The sequence below is a fragment of the Butyrivibrio sp. AE2032 genome (assembly GCF_000702965.1).
Map to the genome: position 1 here is coordinate 1,857,838 of NZ_JNLF01000005.1, position 18,147 is coordinate 1,875,984.

Consider the following 18,147-nt stretch of genomic DNA (forward strand, 5'->3'; position numbering starts at 1 on the left):
TAAGGCATGGCAGGGAACGGAGATCTTACGGATATGAATAAAGACGGTATCAGCCTGTCCGTGATAATACCTGTCTATAATGCCGGGAAATATCTGGACAAATGCATCGGAAGTCTTCTTAAGGCAGACGGGATCAACGGAGTTCAGATAATACTCGTGGACGACGGTTCAGATGACGGCTCGGGTGATGCTGCCGACGGATATGCTGCAAAGCACAGAAACATCAGCGTTATCCATAAGGCCAATGAAGGTCCGTCCGAAGCAAGGAATGCCGGCATGGGGAAAGCTCTGGGAAGATACATATTCTTCTGCGATGCCGACGATGAAGTCGTCCCGGAACTGTTTTCGAATATAATAAGCATGGCGGAAAGCTCTTCAGAGGACATCATCTTATGGGATGCCGAGCCCTTTGACGATGAGGGCAGCGTATTTCCGCAAAAGCGAAGGGATTATTTTATACACCGCGGCCTCAAGGAAAGTGACGGGGTCATCTCCGGATGCGGTGTCATGGAAAAGATGCTCGATGACTGCGGTGATTTTCCCGCAACGGTCTGGCTCGGGATACACCGCACCGGATACCTGAAAGATAACGGATTGCTTTTCGAGAAGGGGCTGCTCCACGAAGATGAGCTTTGGGCAGTAAAGACATTGCTTAGTGCAAAGACTGTCAGATATGTTCCCCAAAAGATATACAGATACAGGATCCACAAGGGTTCTATTACGAATCCCGAAGTCATCGACTGGAGGAAAAACATAGAATCGATGTTGCGCCTTTATCCGGAACTGTTCGGATTCTGCGATGAACGGATAGGGGATATCTCCCTCAGGAAAAAGGTGAAGGCTGCTCTTGCCCACAGATACATTCACATGATTTTCGAATACGATTTCACCGGATACGGCTACGGCGGTAAGATCGACAGGAAGCAGCTCTGGGATATATCAGACCGCCTGATCGATAAATGCCGGCTGATGCTCCTTGCCCTGAAAGTAAGGACCGGTTCATCACGCGCAAAGGATGTCTCCTAATAAGGAATTTACTGTTTATTCTGTCTGTTCCTGAATGAAGCAAATTGCCTGATCTGCACGACGAAATCCTTGTTTGCAAACAGATTTGCCGTGAAGAACAGCATCAAAGAACACAAGGTAAGACCGAATCCTTTGACCAGGAACTGGCCGTATGAATCCACGTTAAGACTGATGAATCCCTTCAGCACTGCGAGTGCAAAGAAGAGCAGGAGATTTGTGAGGAGTATCCTGCAGGTGATGCCCCCGCTCCTTTTAAGTATCTTTTTGTCAGCAAGTATGTTGCAGTAAAAGATCTTCAAAGGAAGCGCGATAACGGTCGCATATAAGACTCCGTGTATCCCGAGAAAATTCACCAGCACCACGGACAGGGTGAGGTTTACCGCTGCTTCTATTACCGATATCCTGCCGAGCTGCCTTGCAAATCCCGCAATGCCGTTCAGGTGTTCGGCGACCATGCGGCACCATGAGAGCAGGAGCACCAGAGAGAAACCCATGGGCAGTGCGGTGTCGATGTAATCAGCATCGCTGATTCCTGCAGTATAAAGTCTTACGAAAGGTATGCAGAGATAGTAAGCAACGGCGGTCAGTGATGTTACCGTTCCCAGGAATACCGAATTGAACATATCGTGCATCTTCTTGTATTCTTCGGAGTCGGCGTGGTATTTCTGCCCGAGATTGAACTTAAGGCTCGTGAAGACAGCATCGATCAGTTTGTTGATCGTGATGAACACCATGTAGTAGATAGAATATACGCTCGAGATCTTTGTCGAACAGAATACCGACAGGACGATCATGTCAGTGGATGAGAAGACTGTCCATGCGATCTCTGCGACCATGAATGAATTCTTATCAGGGAGCTGCGCACGCTTCGTGCCCTTTGTGATGTTTAACCACGCATAGTTCTTTCTTACATAGATGCGGAAGAAGATGAGCTTTACGATCGTGGCAGCGAAAAATCCCAGCTCCATGAATATTATATTTATGCCTGCTGCCGCCATTATTATCTTTACGGCATAGATAAGGACCCTGTACATGAGGTCTATGTTGGAGCTGATATACTGCTTGCCTTCCGCGGCCAGGAGATCTGTCCAGCACTGTACGAAATAAAATGATACGATCCCTGAAGCGCCCTCTATCAGTATTATCAGCAATACTGTCAGGTGGTCTGCATCAGTCTTTAAGACAAACGGCAGGACAGCAGCCAGAATGATTACTATGAATGCATAAAGCCTTGTTGTCCTGCGGTATGTATTCTGCGATATCGATACTATGCGCGATACATTCTTTGCGTCGTATACGTTATCGTGGATATATTTATAGAGTTCATTTCTGGTCGCACGGCCGATGCCGGCTTCGAGCATTGCCATGTAAGCCATTATCTGCGTCACGGTGCTCACAAGGCCGTTGGTGTCCGAGCCGTAACCTGTCAGCATGAAGCGCGGCACGGCCAGTGCAAGTCCTAAGGCCACGATCTGGCCTATCAGTGTAAAGACTATGTTCTTGAGGTTGCGCTTGCCGTCCATCTTTTGCCGTTCCCTAATTGACAGATGCGTATCAGAGCACGCGCCTTAAGATCCCGGCGTAACATCTGACGGAGACTGACTTGATCCAGAGTCCTGCCTTTTGAAATGCATTAAGGTCACGGTATCTTATCCAGCGGAGAGTGTTGCCGAAGCCTTTGCTCCTTGCCTCCTCCTCATATGCTTCAAGAGTTGACGCATCTATCTCTTTTCTTATCTTCCAGAGGTCTGTCCAGAGATAACTGAACCTGCACAGGGACTGCTTTTTGAGTTCCGGCGCGATCTTTACTGCCAGATCGTAGAAGATCATGTTCCTGATGAGGTTTACCGCCTCATTTCCCTTGGTCCAAATCCCGTCGCTGGTCTGGACATATACCGCCCAGGATTCAGGTATGTAATATATCTTCCCGGACTTTACGGCTGGGAATGTTATAAGGTTGTCGTTGAAGCTGTTCTCGAGGAGCTTAAGATCCAGCCCGGGTATGACAGAGCTTCTGAACAGCAGGGAGTCGGTGTGTATGTAGTGCCTTATCCAGTAATCTGCGGCAGAGATCTTTCCCTCCTTAAGCGAGGGATCCGTGGCAGGCTTTCTCGTGTTGTCCTTATAGAGCATGTCCGTGTTATGGCCGCATGCGGTGCAGTCCTGATTGTCCGCCGAATCAAGGATGTCTACCTGCTTCTGGAGTTTTGAGTCATTGCTGAAATAGTCGTCGCCGTCAAGGAAGATGAAGTATTCGGTATCGACGTGCTTTAAGATGTTGATCCTGTTCCTTGATGCCCTGAACCCCGGTATCTGTTTGCCTTCGCCGCGTTCCATGACATAAAGTTCGATCTTATCCGGATACTTTTGCATCCATTTTCTTACCGCATCCGCCGTGCCGTCGGAGGAACCGTCGTCACCCGCGATTATCTTCACGCCGAAAGAGGTCTTCTGCGACAGGATGCTCTCCATGGCCTTGTCGACATATCCTTCCTGGTTATAGAACGTAACCAGTACACTGACTCTGTTTATTCCCATGGCACTTCGATCTCTACTGTCTTTCCCGATCTTAAGATCTGCTGCCTGACCGTGATCCATCCATACTGGTCTCTTATCTTCAATGCGTCCGTAAGTTTAAGCTCCTGTCCGCCGCTAAATGCGGTTACGATTCCGTTCATGTCGGGGATATTGACTATCACCGGAATATCTTCTGCCTGATAAGTTATCCTGATCTTATCTGCTATCTCCACACGGGGTGCGGCGAAAACCGGCTTTACTTCCTCTGCGGCATCTTCCTGTGATGCGAGGCGGAGCTTCTTCATAACTTTGTTCTTTGTGTTTTTGTCTGCATCCGTCTTTATGTTCATGAGCCCGAAATGCTTCCTTATTACCGCGTCAGGGCAGATGTGGAGGTTTCCGAATTCGCCGTACCAGGGGCCGAAGGAGCCTTTGAATACAGTTCCGTACTTACGTGTCCATATAGCTTCGACAGAAGGCCCGCGCTCTGCAAGATATTCCGTCCTGCCGTCGAAAACAGCAACGAATGCATCTTCTGTCCTTATTATGTGAAATCCGCTGCTTCCGTCAGTCACGGTCTTAGGGGTTATGCTCTTGGCGCCCTGATCTCTCAATGCAAGGATGAGCCACAAGAGCAGGTGGGCGGTGTAGACCGAGCAGTAGTGGTAATCCCACCACAGATATTTCTCATCTCCCGGCTGAGTGTTAAGGAAGATGTTTTTGTTTTCGAGCATTGCGGGAAGTCGTTCCTCAAGATATGAGAGCGCACGGTCACACTCATCCTGACCGCTGCTCGCGAGAAGATATACCCATAATCCCCATGCGAAGATCTGATTGGTCCCGCGCCCCATATAGTTGATGTCCCCGTCAGGGCAGACGGCATTAAGAAGAGCTCCCGTCTGAATGTCCAGATCAATATTCTCGCCGCTTATCCTGAGAAACTGCATGAAAGCGACTGTCGCAACGTTATACTGCAGGCTGAAGCTCCTGCCCTTAGGTAGCATGTCGTCGATAAAGCCGTCGGTGAAAGTCGCCGAATCTATCTTTTCCTTGCAGAGCCTGCAGTTCTCTTTATAAGTCTCATCGTTTGTCCATTCATAACGGCACTTATTCACGAACCATCTCATCGGCAGCCAGTTTACGGTGTCGAAACGGGTGTCTGCCGTTTCCAGAACGGCTTTGCGGATCCTTTCGCGGAGGGTGTTTCCGGCGCTGCCGGCCGTGTTTGCGGCCATATCTACGTCGATGCTGTTTTCTATAAGGCAGAGCGCAAAGTTATTGAAATCGTTGTGAAAACCGGGCAGCTGTCTGCTCCCGTCCCAGCGGTCAAGAATGCTGTTTAAGAGGGCTTCGCCTTTTTGCACGAGGTCATCCCGGTCTTTGAGCCTGCCGTAGATAAGAAGTGCCGCCGCCATGTGGGTGGCGCCGTAGTGGGCGGAAATCTCTTCGTTGTCCAACGGATCGGTGAATATCACTTTCCCGTCCTTTTCCGTGATCCACGGAAGACAGGTGTTAAGTGTCATTTCGATCAGTCTTTCTATCCGCTCTTTCATCAGTAAAACGCCCTCTCGCGCACATAAGGTGCCATACGGATATAATTTTCATACTTTGGGGCGGGTTTTTCAAGGCGGAGGGCCACCTTGTGTTAACGGGCGCAGCCGCCAATGATATTATTATCCTATGCGGAAACAGCCAGACATCATTAAAGAAGGAGCATTAACGGTCCCGGCGGACGGGACCGGCAGATATGCCCGGACCAAATGGATCTGCTTTTCATGCCTATTGCTCGCAGCCCTCGTCTTTTACATCCTGAACGCCACGAAGTCGGGCCTCTGGTATGACGAGGCGGTTGAATACTTCTACTCGAAATACATGACCGGCACCGTGCCCGGCGGACTCGGAACGACCAATATGTTTGAGAGGATAAGGATTACTTTCCAGCCGCCTCTTTATAACGTCCTGATGTTCCTGTGGCTTCAGGTGTTCGACTCTGAATTTCTGTTCAGGCTCACAGGGATCCTTGTCACTCTGGCAGGCGCCGGCGGCATATTCCTCGCTGTCGAGGAAGTGCTCCCTGACAGGATATGGAGCAATGTTGCAGTCTTTTTCTATCTGTTCTCGCGCGGAATAGTCTATTACGCTCTTGAGTGTGCCGAGTATAACCTGATGCTGTGCTTCATGGCATGGGCGGTCTGGTACTTTATAAGGGTGATGAACAGGGAAGACTTAAGGTCGGTCATAGGATTTTTCGCTTTCTCGTGTCTCGCGCTGTACAGCCAGTATGGTGCAGCTTTCATGATAGCCGGTATGTGCGCGGCCGTATTGGTCCGCTTTGCGGTGGCAAAGAAAGTCGCTGCTGTAAAGAGGTTTTTGCTTGCGGGCATTGTCTCTTTTGCAGCCGCCGTCTTCCCTCTGATCGTTATCTTCCTGATCCCTCAGATGGGCAAGCAGGGAAGCAGTTCGGTATCACATACACCCGTCTTTGTCAGAGGCCCTGTGACGGATCTCATTACCGGCAGCGGAGTGATGCTCAGATCTATGTTCGGTTACTATACTTATCTCGGCGTTCTGGTCCTCCTGCTCATCTGTTGCTTCGGCCTTTTCACCAAAGCGAAAGCCGTTATCTATCCTGTTCTGTCAGTCGCTTTTGCATGGCTGGTCTACTACATAGCCGTGAGCTGTTCATTCTACGGATACAACGTCACCTGGAATCCCGATTCCTTCGGCACCGCAAATCTCGGCGGTAAGTACTCTTTCTTTTTCATTCCTGCGGTCATCGTGCTCTGCTCAGCAGGACTGGGTGTTCTGTCCGACCGCATAAAGGCGAAAAGTTTAGCTGCAGGAAAGGCAGTAACCGTTGCGGTCCTTATCTGCTTTGCTCTATACGGAGCAGTGGAGATATACAGGACAGGAATAAAAGGATGGAAGAAGGACGATGACGATGTCCGTGAGATCGTGTCGGAATGGTATGACATCGAAGCTTACAACAAAAAGACGCTTCTTTATCAGCGTGAAGATGCCTTGTTTAATTTCTATCTCATCCATGACGTAAGATACTCGTCATCCTGTTCGGACAATGTCGAAGCTGCAGACGAATGGATAAGGACGGCCGACTACGACCTTATGAAGGAAAAACTCGATTCAATGGGCTATCTTTCGACAGATGAGTTCTACTTCATAACATCCAACTCCAAAGGCAATCCCGCTTTCTTCTCCGTGATGGAAGACGAAGGGTATAAGGCGGAAACGATCTATTCGGGCCAGGCGGCTTTCTATCTGATGAAAAAGGGATGAGCTTTCAGGCGTGAGAGGTTAGTGGAGCACGGAAGAGCATGCAACTATCGGAGAGTAAGAATCTGCAGTTCCCGGAGAGTGTTCATATATGTGGAGTGCACGTTACAGTACGTTATTTGGCCAAAAACCGTACTCAAAAGTGCAAATAGAAGTAAAAGTGCAATTTTCAGTACGGATTATTGCGAAAAACCGTACTCATTGGTGACTATCTTTTGGAGTGACCGATAAGACGCAAAATCTGTGATCAGTCTTCCTGGTTAGTCTTGAAATACATATCCCCGATGAGAGATGTAAGAAATATAACATATTGATTATTGCGATTATATTAATGACTTTATGTTTAGATTACGATTCGTTATCGCAGTTCGATTTCCTCCAATGCCCCCAATGTCCCGCGTCACTCAAATATCACATACTTTCCTAAAGAAACGGAATAATGTTTGTTGTATACTTTACGGGTGCATTTCTATCGGGGGATAATCAGATGAGCAATACTGTTGAGAGCATCATTCATGAAGTGAAGAAGGTTATCTGCGGCAAGGACTACATCATTGCCCAGACGCTGACGGCCATCCTTGCGGGAGGACACATCCTCATGGAGGACGTCCCGGGAGTCGGAAAGACCACCATGGCAGTCGCTTTTTCGAAAACGATGGGACTGAACTTCGGCCGTGTCCAGTTCACGCCTGACGTACTGCCGTCGGATATCACGGGCTTTTCGATGTACGACAAGGCGACTGACCAGATGAAGTACCAGCCGGGTGCGATCTTCCACAACCTGTTTCTGGCAGACGAATTGAACCGTGCTTCTTCGCGTACGCAGTCAGCGCTTCTCGAGGCAATGGAGGAGAGCAGCGTCACGGTCGACGGCAACACATACATACTGCCAAAGCCGTTCGTCGTTTTCGCGACCCAGAACCCTACGGGCGCATCGGGCACGTCACTCCTTCCGGATTCACAGATCGACCGTTTCATGATAAGGATATCGATGGGATATCCGTCCTCAAAGGATGAGAAGGCGATGCTCGAACAGCGCAAGAACGGCATCAACCCCATGGATAACGTACATACCGTATGCAATGACGTCATTCTGTCGCAGATGCAGCAGGAGGTCAACAACATATTCATTCACGAGAAGATCGTCGACTACATAATCGCACTTATTAATAAGACGAGAGGCAATCCCGACCTGTTAAGAGGCGGAAGCCCCCGTGCCACACTGGCGCTCACCTCCATGTCAAAGGCTTATGCTTACATGAGCGGAAGGAACTATGTCATCCCTTCCGATGTCCAGAAAGTATTCCTGCCCGTCATCACGCACAGGCTCATCCTTACGCCTGAAGCCGAAGTCAACAGCAGGAGAACCACTGACGTGGCAAAAGATATCCTCAAGGATACTTTCGCACCCAAGGTCTGACAGTCTTATGCTGAAGACTTGGTGTATCTACACAGTCTCACTCATATCAGCCTTCATCTTCTTCCTTTGTTACAAGATGTGGGTATCGTGGTTCTGCCTGATCGTGATACTGCTGGTGCCGCTCATAGCGCTTGCCATGAGCATCTTCGCCGCGCAGACGCTCTCGGTCAGCACGGAAGCCCCGAACGCTTCTCTTGTCGGCACACCGGCTTACATAAGGGTAACCGTGAAGGGATATGCCTCATATTTTTCTTTCTGCCATATCAGGACGACTTACATCGACCGTATGGCAGGCACATCGCGCAAGGTCATAATAGGGATCCACGATGAGGGCGTCACGAAGATACCCATAGACACTTCGCACTGCGGAGCATATTCCTACCAGATGTCCTATTTGGAGATATATGACCTTTTCGGTTTTTTCCGTACGAGAAGACTGATCGAAAAGGAGAACGAGATCCTTGTAAGACCGGTTCCCGTTATGCCGGACATCATGCCCGACATGTACGGATTCAAGGCCAAGAGTCTCCGTAAATCCAAGCAGCCCAACACCGAGATCTACGACATCAGGGATTATCAGCAGGGAGACTCCGTCAAGTCGATACACTGGAAGATGTCGGCAAAGAAGGACAAGCTCCTCGTTAAGGAATCACTGGAGGAATACGGCGGGCATTCCCGCGTTATCCTGAGACTGACGGAAGACAGGGAGCTGCTCGACCGGCATCTGGGACAGGTCCTCTTCACGTCGAGATTCTATATCGAGCACGAGACTTCGCATAAGATACGCGTCATCCCGCCCGACAGGAGCGAGGTGGCTTTTGAAGTAGAATCCGAATTCGATCTCGAGAGAGCCATAACCCAGATCCTTCGAATGAGGATACCTAATGAAGAGACTCAGTCAGAAGGCTTCCCTGATGACTTTATCCTTGAAGGGATAACATCGGGCAGGGACGCTGCTGAAGACCGGTCTGCGGGTGCTTCCGTGAAAGAGAAGCCGGCAGGGGAGGGCATCCATGCTGACTGAGAAAATGGTCACGGTCAAACAGGATAACACTCCGAAGATCCTTTCCGCCGTTCTGACGGTCCTTATCTCGGTATGCCTGAATGCAGGCTTCATCCTGATGTACAGTACCGCTTTCGATCTCAAGTTCAATGTCATCGTTACGATTCTTACGGTGTTATCCGCTTCTCTCATTTTCACCGTCATCCACTGTCTTGTTAAGCCGAAGGTCTCTCTTGGCATCATGGCGGGACTCCCCGTGGTGTTCCTTATCCTGACCGTGTTCAATGCCTTTAATATGAAGGACGGATTCAAAGCTTTCCTCTACTACATCCAGACATACGCTTTCTATAAGCTCCCCGGTGTTTATCCGACACCCGATGAAGGCGATCTGTCGCTGTTTGTCTTTGCTCTAGCCTACATGGTCATTGCGGTCTGCGTGACTTCTTATCTGCTGATAAAGCGCAAGCTCATCCCCGTCGCGCTCCTGCCGTATCTGCCTTTCTTTTTATGCTCTGTCGCAAATATCGTCATGACGCCTTCCCAGGTGCCCAGCCTCGTTGCTGCCATCGGCGTCTTCATGTTGCTTCTGACTTACGTCTTCCGCAGAAAGAACAGGGGAAATGCCGAGAAGGAACTCCTCATATTCCTCCTTCCGGTAGTGGCGCTTACGTTCCTTTTCGGATCGGTATTCCCGGAAGAGAAGTACGACAAGAACAAGCTGGCGGTGGATATCCTCACTTCGGCCAAAGACTTTGCCGAGAGGGCGACGAGAAACAGTGACAACCCTCTTATAGAGATGATCAACAACGCTCTTAACGGCTACAAGAACCCCAACTCGGATTCGAATACCGACTACTTCTCACCGCTGTTCAACATGAACACGAATCTCTCGAAGGTCGGCCCTTTTAACCCGCCGCAGGATACAATACTTGAAGTCATACGGTATAACAATATGGAATACGACGGCCCGCAGGGTGTTTTCAACGGACATACACTGTATCTCAAGCTCGAGTCGCTCGACACTTACAGCGACAACACTCTTTCTTCTTCCAGGATCTGGGAAAGGATCTATGAAGAAAAATACGAGCCAAAGCAGGGAGAGCCCCAGTATTTCATAACCATCAATAAGCTTAAGGAATCCGCTCTCGACATCTCGCCGTACTATACGGACTTCTATCCGCTCGACGAGAACGACGATCTGAGGGTCAATCCCTACAATTCCACACATGAGTATGTCAGTGCATATGCGGCTTCCGCGCTTCCTGTAAAGACGGGCAACATCTATACCGAGTCGTACCTGAAGAACTATGTTTACGATACATGCCTCAAAGTCCCGAAAGCCACGGAGAGGGCGGTGCTCGTCAGCGCGAATATTCCTTCCTGGTTCAAGGAAGTCTATTATGGAAACCTGGAGCTCTCCGATGCCGAGAAGGTAAGAAGGGTAACGGATTTTGTAAGAGATCTCCATCCTTACGATGCGAATACCGATTATCCGCCGGAGGATGCCGACTTTGTACCGTGGTTCCTTTCACCTGACGCGGAGAGCGGCATCTGCATCCACTATGCCGCAACGTCCATGATCCTTCTCCGCATGATCGGCGTCCCCGCAAGATACGTCAGGGGATATGTCGACAACAGGTCATATTCCGGTACCGAGAGTCTCGTCTATGCTTCGCAGGCGCACGCCTGGTTCGAAGTATTCCTGCCTGAGTACGGGTGGGTAATGGGTGACGCGACACCGGGTTATGCAAGCGACGCATGCAATTTCAACATCGACGGCCTTGCATTTTTCGATCCCGACATCGAGTCGGCCGGATTCTCCATAGACAACTACGAAAATACTCCTCCGCCGGACGAGACTGATGAGTCAGACGAGACTTCTGATCCGACCGCACCTTCGGTCGACATAGAAGATACGTCCAAACCTACCGTGATAACGCCTACGCCGATCGTGCCGGGCCAGATTCCGGGCGGAACGACCGGGAATCCTCTGCCCGGGATAATAACGATAAACGAGACTCTCAACGAGAACGAGAAGCAGATAATCAGAGTCATCTTTACGATCGTTGTCGTGATCCTGGCACTCTGCGTCCTTGCGGGCATCCTGAGGCTCTGCTTCATCTTCTACTGGCGCCGCGAGTTCTCGAAAACAAACATCAACGAGAAGGCTGCTTCGTATTACCATTACTATTCGCTGATCGGAAAACTGTTTAACGTCGCCGTACCCAAGAAGGCAACGGACATCGCGCTCAGAGCCGCATTCGGCAACGGCGAGATAACCCCTGATGACTTAAAGCTCCTCAAGGATACCTGCAGGAACTACCTCAATACGATATCCGGCGATTTCTCCGGTTATAAGAAGTTCCTGTACAGGTTCGTAAGACTTAAGGTGTAAGGTGAATATCGGCCGGGTGGACATCACGGCGAAGAATGCAGTCCAAAGACTATTCTCTCAAGGTGGATTTCACCAAAACGTCACGAAAATGCCCGGTTTCATCAGTCATTTTCAGAGGGGCGATTTTATCCCAAAAGTTCAAAAATGTTTCACTAGGGATAATTTTCAGAGGTGATTTTATCCCAAAAGCTTAAAAATACTTCACTTGGGATAATTTTCGTCCCGCATTTTATCCCAAACCTCAAGAAAACTTCATTTAGGGATAATTTTGAACTCAGTTTTTATCCCCAAATGCAAGAAAACCTCATCTTGGGATAATTTCAAGCTCACCTTCCCAAAGTCGAGGTATCGAAATATTGAAAAGACGTTGACGATAATTTGCAATTTGCATTTTTTTGTCACGGATGGCGCCGTTTCCGTGACGTTTCCGTGAAAGTTGAGATGGTCAGCAGATTCCAGCTCTCATTTCATGTTCCACAATATGCGAAAATCTTATTTCTTGATCGGATGATTATGCAGCGTCATTTTTAACTCCTGCCGCAGGGTTCTCCAGCGCGGACTTTTCGAGTACACGTATCTTCTTGATACCTGACATGAAGACAGCGACGATCACGAGGCATATGCCTGCGAAGATTATCGTTATCGACGAACCTGTTCCGACGCCTTTCCCGGTGATGTTTCCGACCAGGTCAGCCGTGATGCCGCTCAAGCCGTAAGCTGCAACATAACCGAGATTCGAGATGAGTCCTATAAGGCCCCAGGCCCTTCCCTGAAGTTCGTCCGGGATGTTCGCCCTGACGAGGAAATCCAGGCTGTTGTTTGCGAAAGGGAGTGCGGCGAAGAATACGAATCCGAAGATGCACACGAGGATCTTGTTCTCGAAAACCCCGAAGAGCGACATGCCTATGCCTGATACGGCAAGTCCCATCCAGAGCGCCCTTACGAAGTGCTTCTTAATTCCCTTGATTCCCAAGAGGATGCTCGTTACCAGCATGCCCGAAGCTGCGACAGTCTCAACGACGCCCAGAGTCTTCGAATCGGCAAATGACAGAACGAAGGGTTCGCCAAGAACCTGGAAGAAACCCATGAAGAGGCAGATCAGTGATGTTACGACGATCAGGGTGAGCATGCCCTTCTTGCTCCTTACGGCTGCCCAGCCTTCTTTCATGCTCTTGAAGAAGGGTTCCTTATCGCGGGCTTCATTGTTGTTCTTTATGCCGTGTCTTACTACTGCGGCGACTATGACCGTCAGGAAGAATGTGCAGATGTCGATGATGAGTATCAGCTTGATGTCGCTTACCGCAAGAAGGAATCCCGCGATGACAGGCGAGAAGAGGTATCTCGCGGAGCCCGCCATCGATACCAGGCCGTTAGCCTTTGAGAACTGTTCTTTTGTCAGAAGGTCAGTGATGGTGGCGGTATAAGCGGGTCCCAAAAGTGCCGAAAATACTGAGCTTACGGTTGTTCCGAGATATATCTGCCAGAGCTGTGCTTCGCCCTGAAGCATGCAGATCAGGATGAAAAGAACGCCGAGGCCGGAGAGTCCGTCACCTATCATCATGAGAAGACGGCGGTCATATTTGTCGGCAAGAACGCCCGCGGGAGCCGTGAGCAGCAGACAGGGAACGAAGCCTAGGAAAGTCAGAAGAGCCATGTCCGCAGCGCTTCCCGTCTTCTGGAAGATATAGAGTCCCAACCCGAAGCTCGTAAGTCCGCCGCCGATGGACGAGATGAATTCACCCGCCCACAGCATGAGGAATCTGCCGTAATTGTTCTTTGTCTTTTCCATCTGAATGACCGCCTTTTCGCTTGTCTTGACTATACTCTAATACGCGGTACCGGATTAATCTTGAAATATCCGTTATCTATTCCTTAAATAATCCTTAAACGGAGTCTGGCTGACGAAGAGCGTTCCGGTAAAGTATCTGGAGAAGATGTGAGAACCTCCGCGCTTTAGTGCAATACAGTATTTTTCTGATATAATACGGAAGTTATCAATCCCCAAAGGAGTATGTTATGGACAAGATCATTGCTTTCATACTCTATTTCGTGGTCGTCCTTGGTATCGGAATCTATTTCTTCGTAAAGAGCAAGGGCGGTGACGAGAAAGAGTATTTCTTGGGAGGCAGGCACATGGGTCCGTTTGTCACCGCGATGAGTGCGCAGGCATCGGACATGAGCGGCTGGCTCCTCATGGGTTTCCCGGGTTCGCTCTTTGCGTTCGGTATGGGACAGGTTTGGATCGGTATCGGTTTGGCTTTGGGAACAGCCGGTAACTGGATCTTCGTGGCCACAAGGCTCCGCCGTTTCTCAAAGGCTGCAGGTGACTCCATCACTCTGCCTCAGTACCTTACAAACAGATTCGCAAGCCAGAGCCCCGTGCTCAAGGTCGTTTGCGCTATCATCTTCCTCATCAGTTTCACGGTATATGTTGCATCCGGATTCGTTGCGGGAACAGCGGTATTCACATCAGTCATCCCGTGGTTTTCGGATAATGCGCACCTTGCGATGATCTGCTTCGCAGTGCTGATCCTCATCTATACATTCCTGGGCGGCTACAAGGCCGTTTGCTGGACAGACTTCTTCCAGGGTCTCATGATGCTCGTTGCGCTCCTTGCAGTGCCGATCGTCATGCAGGCAGTAGGCAAGTACGATCCTTCTTACTATGGAGCTTTCAAGGACGGCGTCGATGCTTTCGGCACAAATCCTTTCGTTGCTCCCTGGCAGGAGATCGTCACCGGTCTGGGCTGGGGCCTGGGCTATTTCGGTATGCCTCACATCCTCGTACGTTTCATGTCCATCGAGAAGCCTTCCCAGATCAAGAAATCCGCAACTGTCGCCATCGTTTGGGTTATCCTCACACTTGGCGCAGCCGCAGTAATCGCTTATCTCGGAAGAACTTATGTCTTCGCTGACGGAACTTCCCTTGCTGAGATGCTCCTTCCCGACGGACGCAAGAACATCTTCATCGAGATCGTAAGCAGGATCTTCCCCGGCTTCATCGCAGGCATTCTGCTCTCGGCCATCATCGCTGCCGCAATGTCCACTGCTGACTCCCAGCTCCTCGTTGCGTCATCGGCATTCACGAGCGACATCTACAAGCCCCTCGTACGCAAGAACAAGGCAACCGACAATGAGATGCTCTGGGTCGGCCGTGTCGTCGTTCTGGTAGTTGCGATAGTTGCTTTCTTCATCGCGCGCCAGGGTCTGGACAGCCCTCAGTCCTGGGCTGCAGACATTATGAACATGGTAGAGAACGCATGGGGTCTCTTCGGCTCAGCCTTCGGTCCCGTCGTTATCCTCTCTCTGTTCTGGAAGCGCTTCAACTACGCAGGCGCAGTTGCCGGCATCATCGGCGGTGCAGTTGCCGATATCGCATGGCTCCTGCTCTTTACGAACACGATCATTCCTGCAGCTGTTTCCAACACAGGCATCTATGAGATCGTTCCGGGCTTCATCTGCGGTCTCATCATCGCAGTCGTTGTAACACTCGCTACAAAGGCTCCGGGCAAGGAAGTCGAAGCCATCTACGCAAGAGCAACAGACAATTCGATCGACGATTGATATCTCTGAAAATTCATGCATTACACAGCCCCGCGGGAGTGATCCTGCGGGGTTGTTTCTATGAGAGCGAAAGGCGTATGCAAGAGCACGGCTTCGCTGTTAATCCGATCCACGCATATTGCAACCGCCATATTCCTGTGATATTATTGAACACGTTCAATAATATGGAATGAAGGAAATAAACACTCATGGAAGACAAAAGAGCTCTCATCGTAATAGACATGCAGAACGACTATCTTTGGGCAAAAAGAAAGCCCATGTTTTCCTACGATACCGATCAGCTTGTAAAGAACGTCAACAGGGCTGCCGCATTCTATAAAGATAAGGGTTACGACATCATTTACATCTCACAGGTGTTCCCTGACATCATTACGAACAGGTGGTTCATCGGTTTCTCGATAAAGGGGACTGAAGGAGCAAAACTATACAAGGATCTGGACATCGTGTCCGACCTCTTCTTCGACAAGAATCTGTCTGATACTTATTCATCGAAAGAGTTCCGCGATCACATGAGCAGGGAAGGCTACGGCGAAGTGGTTCTGTGCGGTCTCGATGAGTGCGGATGCGTAGGTGCGACAGCGAAGGGAGCGGCAAAGACGGGGGTTAAAGTGGTAATGCTCGAAAACTGCATCGGAAGGAGATTTCCTGATGACAGGGTTCGGAAGATAAGAAAGAAACTCGGTGCACTTGGTGTACAATACATATCATTATGAGTCAGATACATTGGATAAAGAACAAGACGGATAACTGCTACATTGTCTCCGAAGGGAAAGATGCAATACTTGTCGACACCGCGAGCGCCGAAGGTTACGAGAGAGTCCTCGGGGAATGCAGCAAGTTTAACATGCGGCTTATCGTGCTCACGCACGTGCATTTCGATCATGCCGAAAATGCCGCCAAGCTCGCTGAGCATTTCGGGATCCCGGTAGCGTGTCATGCGGCCGATATGGAACTCTTCGACAGCTACGACAAGCAGCCGCTGAAGTCTTATGGACTGGTCGGAAAAGTAGTGCTCGACGCGTCACTGAAAGTGTTGCGAGAGACTAAAGTTGAAAAGCCCGGAAACATCATCACCGTAGAGGAAGGCGATGACCTGTCATCCTACGGAATAAACGCTAAGATCATTGAACTTCCCGGCCACACAAAGGGCTCTATCGGCGTTGATGTGGAAGGAAAGTACCTTATCGTCGGCGATGCGTTGGATAACTGGATAAGTCCAGCGACGGGACACCTCTACAGCGACCTTGAAGAGATAAAGCGTACGGCAGATAAGATAAAGTCGCTCGGTGAGAGAACGCTCTACTACGGCCACGGCAAGCCGACCGCGAACAAGTTCAAACTTCTGTGATCATTTAAACATCATTAAAACAGCCGCGTATGAATATCTCATTCGCGGCTGTAATAATGTTGCATTTTCCGATCCTCTCAGATATGTTCCCTTTCGTAGAGGAGGGTCATGAAATCTATCAGGTCGAGCGAATCCTCATTTCGGGGATCGTTCAGAGGGATCAGCGGGGTGACGGTAGCCTTTTCCATATTCTTCTTTTTATCTGAATCATATGTTTCATCCATAAGCGCCACCCACCTTTTTGTAACTGATTTCATTTTACTATTACGTGTGATTTCTAATGTGTCATTGTGTTTTCATTTTCGTTATGAACGATGATACATTGGGGAGTATAATATCCTCATTTGATTGGACATACCGTGTCCAATTGCGCTAAAACACGGCAATTCTCGCTTTGTGTCGTGTTCTTTCCGGCAGGAATGACTTATCCTGACCCTGTTCGAAAGGAGGTACCGGATCTTGGATCAGAATAAGACAGGAAAGTTTCTGAAGACCTTACGTAATGAAAAGGGGATCACCCAGGAGCAGCTGGCTAAACAGTTCAATGTCAGCAACAGGACTGTCTCAAGATGGGAGACCGGCACCAATCTTCCGGACATCTCATTACTTGTTGAGATAGCCGATTTCTATGATGTCGACGTCAGGGAGATCATAGACGGGGAAAGGAAAAGCGAGATGATGGATAAAGAAACTAAAGAGGTCGCCGAAAAGATGGCGGTCTATGCGGGCAACGAGAAAGGCAACATGTTAAGGGGCGTCCAGATAGCGGGGATCGCCGGCGTGTCCGTAACACTGATAGCTCTGGTGCTCCAGATAATAGCGTACGATATAAACAATCCCGACTTAAGGAGGTCGTCAGCGATACTCCTGACATTCCTGGCTTTTGTGGCAATGTCTATTATCACTCTGTATGTTACGGGTCTTCTTAAGAAGATATCCAAACACAGAAAACTTGTCACGGCAATTAGGGTAATAACCATAGTGCTCCTTGCGGTGGTGACGCACTATATAGTAATAGGTTTCCTGGTCATCGGCATGTTTGCCGCGCTGTTTTACGGTGCAAAGGTAAAAGTGACGAATGATATTTCGGAGTACAACACATATATTCATGACGGCAAACTGGACAGTGAATACAGCATGGGCAAACAGCCTATCTTTGATATCTTCCCTGAGACTGTAAATGCCCGTGCGGATGAGTTCCAGCTCATGTATTACAATCCGTGGGATCCCCAGTACATCGTTTACATGACGCTGGATTACGGCGATTCCTATGATGCGGAGCTCGAAAGGCTTCAGGCGATCGGCATTGATGATTATAAGGGCATCTACACAGTCACCGGTGAGCCGGACGGTTACGATCTGGTCGCAATGGATTCCGACGAATATAACGGATTCGTATATGCAATGATCCCTGAGGGACAGACGGGCAACACGAAGATCACATACTGTGCCATCGTGTTCTGCAATTACTTCCTGGATGTGGATGTGCATGATTACATGCCTGACAGGTACCTGCTTCCGGGTTTTGATGCTTCGAGTGAAAATCCTTACCGTGAGAAGATGCTGCCCGGATAAAGACAGCA

14 protein-coding genes are annotated in these 18,147 nt (G+C 49.5%); 9 read left to right on the top strand and 5 right to left on the bottom strand.

All coding sequences use genetic code 11. The features are described from left to right. Window positions 1–6: 6 nt before the first annotated feature. Complete coding sequence (locus BO18_RS25795) at window positions 7–1,026, top strand: glycosyltransferase (RefSeq protein ID WP_051689175.1); 1,020 nt, start codon at window positions 7–9, stop codon at window positions 1,024–1,026. A gap of 8 nt (window positions 1,027–1,034) precedes the next feature. Here BO18_RS25795 and BO18_RS25800 read toward each other — a convergent pair whose 3' ends face one another. The 3 genes from BO18_RS25800 to BO18_RS25810 are packed head-to-tail and all read right to left on the bottom strand — an operon-like array spanning window position 1,035 to window position 5,096. Continuing rightward, entirely contained in the window at window positions 1,035–2,549 is a 1,515-nt protein-coding gene (locus tag BO18_RS25800) for a lipopolysaccharide biosynthesis protein (protein ID WP_051689176.1), read from the bottom strand. Between the two features lie 31 nt (window positions 2,550–2,580). Further along, a complete protein-coding gene (locus tag BO18_RS25805; RefSeq protein ID WP_081861256.1) occupies window positions 2,581–3,624 on the bottom strand; it encodes a glycosyltransferase family 2 protein in 1,044 nt (347 codons plus the stop codon). Next, window positions 3,555–5,096, bottom strand: a complete 1,542-nt coding sequence (locus tag BO18_RS25810) for a hypothetical protein (protein ID WP_034450589.1) — start codon at window positions 5,094–5,096, stop codon at window positions 3,555–3,557. The genes BO18_RS25805 and BO18_RS25810 overlap by 70 nt, the downstream gene beginning before the upstream one ends. A 127-nt stretch (window positions 5,097–5,223) precedes the next feature. Between BO18_RS25810 and BO18_RS25815 the strand changes: the two genes are divergently transcribed. The 4 genes from BO18_RS25815 to BO18_RS25830 all read left to right on the top strand — a co-directional run bounded on the left by BO18_RS25815 (window position 5,224) and on the right by BO18_RS25830 (window position 11,652). After that, entirely contained in the window at window positions 5,224–6,837 is a 1,614-nt protein-coding gene (locus BO18_RS25815; protein ID WP_034450591.1) for a glycosyltransferase family 39 protein, read from the top strand. A gap of 484 nt (window positions 6,838–7,321) precedes the next feature. Next, window positions 7,322–8,254, top strand: a complete 933-nt coding sequence (locus tag BO18_RS25820; protein ID WP_034450592.1) for an AAA family ATPase — start codon at window positions 7,322–7,324, stop codon at window positions 8,252–8,254. Between the two features lie 7 nt (window positions 8,255–8,261). Beyond that, on the top strand, window positions 8,262–9,278 hold the full coding sequence (locus BO18_RS25825; protein ID WP_034450594.1) for a DUF58 domain-containing protein: 1,017 nt from the start codon (window positions 8,262–8,264) through the stop codon (window positions 9,276–9,278). Further along, on the top strand, window positions 9,268–11,652 hold the full coding sequence (locus BO18_RS25830; RefSeq protein ID WP_034450595.1) for a transglutaminase-like domain-containing protein: 2,385 nt from the start codon (window positions 9,268–9,270) through the stop codon (window positions 11,650–11,652). Before BO18_RS25825 ends, BO18_RS25830 begins: the two co-directional genes overlap by 11 nt. Window positions 11,653–12,163: 511 nt before the next feature. Here the strand turns inward: BO18_RS25830 and BO18_RS25835 are convergent. Beyond that, window positions 12,164–13,441 carry an MFS transporter gene (locus BO18_RS25835; protein WP_051689177.1) on the bottom strand — a complete coding sequence of 426 codons (1,278 nt, stop codon included), beginning with the start codon at window positions 13,439–13,441 and terminating at the stop codon, window positions 12,164–12,166. A gap of 227 nt (window positions 13,442–13,668) precedes the next feature. Between BO18_RS25835 and BO18_RS25840 the strand changes: the two genes are divergently transcribed. The 3 genes from BO18_RS25840 to BO18_RS25850 all read left to right on the top strand — a co-directional run bounded on the left by BO18_RS25840 (window position 13,669) and on the right by BO18_RS25850 (window position 16,564). Beyond that, a complete protein-coding gene (locus BO18_RS25840; RefSeq protein ID WP_034450597.1) occupies window positions 13,669–15,216 on the top strand; it encodes a sodium/proline symporter in 1,548 nt (515 codons plus the stop codon). A gap of 188 nt (window positions 15,217–15,404) precedes the next feature. Beyond that, window positions 15,405–15,929, top strand: coding sequence for a cysteine hydrolase family protein (locus BO18_RS25845; protein WP_034450599.1), 525 nt, complete (start codon window positions 15,405–15,407; stop codon window positions 15,927–15,929). After that, the gene (locus tag BO18_RS25850) at window positions 15,926–16,564 is read left to right on the top strand and encodes an MBL fold metallo-hydrolase (protein ID WP_034450600.1); all 639 of its coding nucleotides are present in this window, start codon (window positions 15,926–15,928) and stop codon (window positions 16,562–16,564) included. The genes BO18_RS25845 and BO18_RS25850 overlap by 4 nt, the downstream gene beginning before the upstream one ends. Window positions 16,565–16,641: 77 nt before the next feature. Here BO18_RS25850 and BO18_RS35130 read toward each other — a convergent pair whose 3' ends face one another. After that, window positions 16,642–16,788, bottom strand: coding sequence for a hypothetical protein (locus BO18_RS35130; RefSeq protein WP_185752573.1), 147 nt, complete (start codon window positions 16,786–16,788; stop codon window positions 16,642–16,644). 235 nt (window positions 16,789–17,023) lie between these two features. Here BO18_RS35130 and BO18_RS33605 point away from each other — a divergent pair, with 235 nt between their 5' ends. Then, a complete protein-coding gene (locus BO18_RS33605; protein WP_051689178.1) occupies window positions 17,024–18,139 on the top strand; it encodes a helix-turn-helix domain-containing protein in 1,116 nt (371 codons plus the stop codon). The last annotated feature ends 8 nt before the right edge of the window (window positions 18,140–18,147 follow it).

Coding starts and splice junctions, on each gene's coding strand:
- BO18_RS25795 (WP_051689175.1), top strand. CDS start 7: ATGGCAGGGAACGGAGATCTTACGGATATGAATAAAGACGGTATCAGC.
- BO18_RS25825 (WP_034450594.1), top strand. CDS start 8,262: ATGCTGAAGACTTGGTGTATCTACACAGTCTCACTCATATCAGCCTTC.
- BO18_RS25845 (WP_034450599.1), top strand. CDS start 15,405: ATGGAAGACAAAAGAGCTCTCATCGTAATAGACATGCAGAACGACTAT.
- BO18_RS25820 (WP_034450592.1), top strand. CDS start 7,322: ATGAGCAATACTGTTGAGAGCATCATTCATGAAGTGAAGAAGGTTATC.
- BO18_RS25840 (WP_034450597.1), top strand. CDS start 13,669: ATGGACAAGATCATTGCTTTCATACTCTATTTCGTGGTCGTCCTTGGT.
- BO18_RS25805 (WP_081861256.1), bottom strand. CDS start 3,624: ATGGATCACGGTCAGGCAGCAGATCTTAAGATCGGGAAAGACAGTAGA.
- BO18_RS25830 (WP_034450595.1), top strand. CDS start 9,268: ATGCTGACTGAGAAAATGGTCACGGTCAAACAGGATAACACTCCGAAG.
- BO18_RS25810 (WP_034450589.1), bottom strand. CDS start 5,096: ATGAAAGAGCGGATAGAAAGACTGATCGAAATGACACTTAACACCTGT.
- BO18_RS25815 (WP_034450591.1), top strand. CDS start 5,224: ATGCGGAAACAGCCAGACATCATTAAAGAAGGAGCATTAACGGTCCCG.
- BO18_RS35130 (WP_185752573.1), bottom strand. CDS start 16,788: ATGGATGAAACATATGATTCAGATAAAAAGAAGAATATGGAAAAGGCT.
- BO18_RS25835 (WP_051689177.1), bottom strand. CDS start 13,441: ATGGAAAAGACAAAGAACAATTACGGCAGATTCCTCATGCTGTGGGCG.
- BO18_RS25850 (WP_034450600.1), top strand. CDS start 15,926: ATGAGTCAGATACATTGGATAAAGAACAAGACGGATAACTGCTACATT.
- BO18_RS25800 (WP_051689176.1), bottom strand. CDS start 2,549: ATGGACGGCAAGCGCAACCTCAAGAACATAGTCTTTACACTGATAGGC.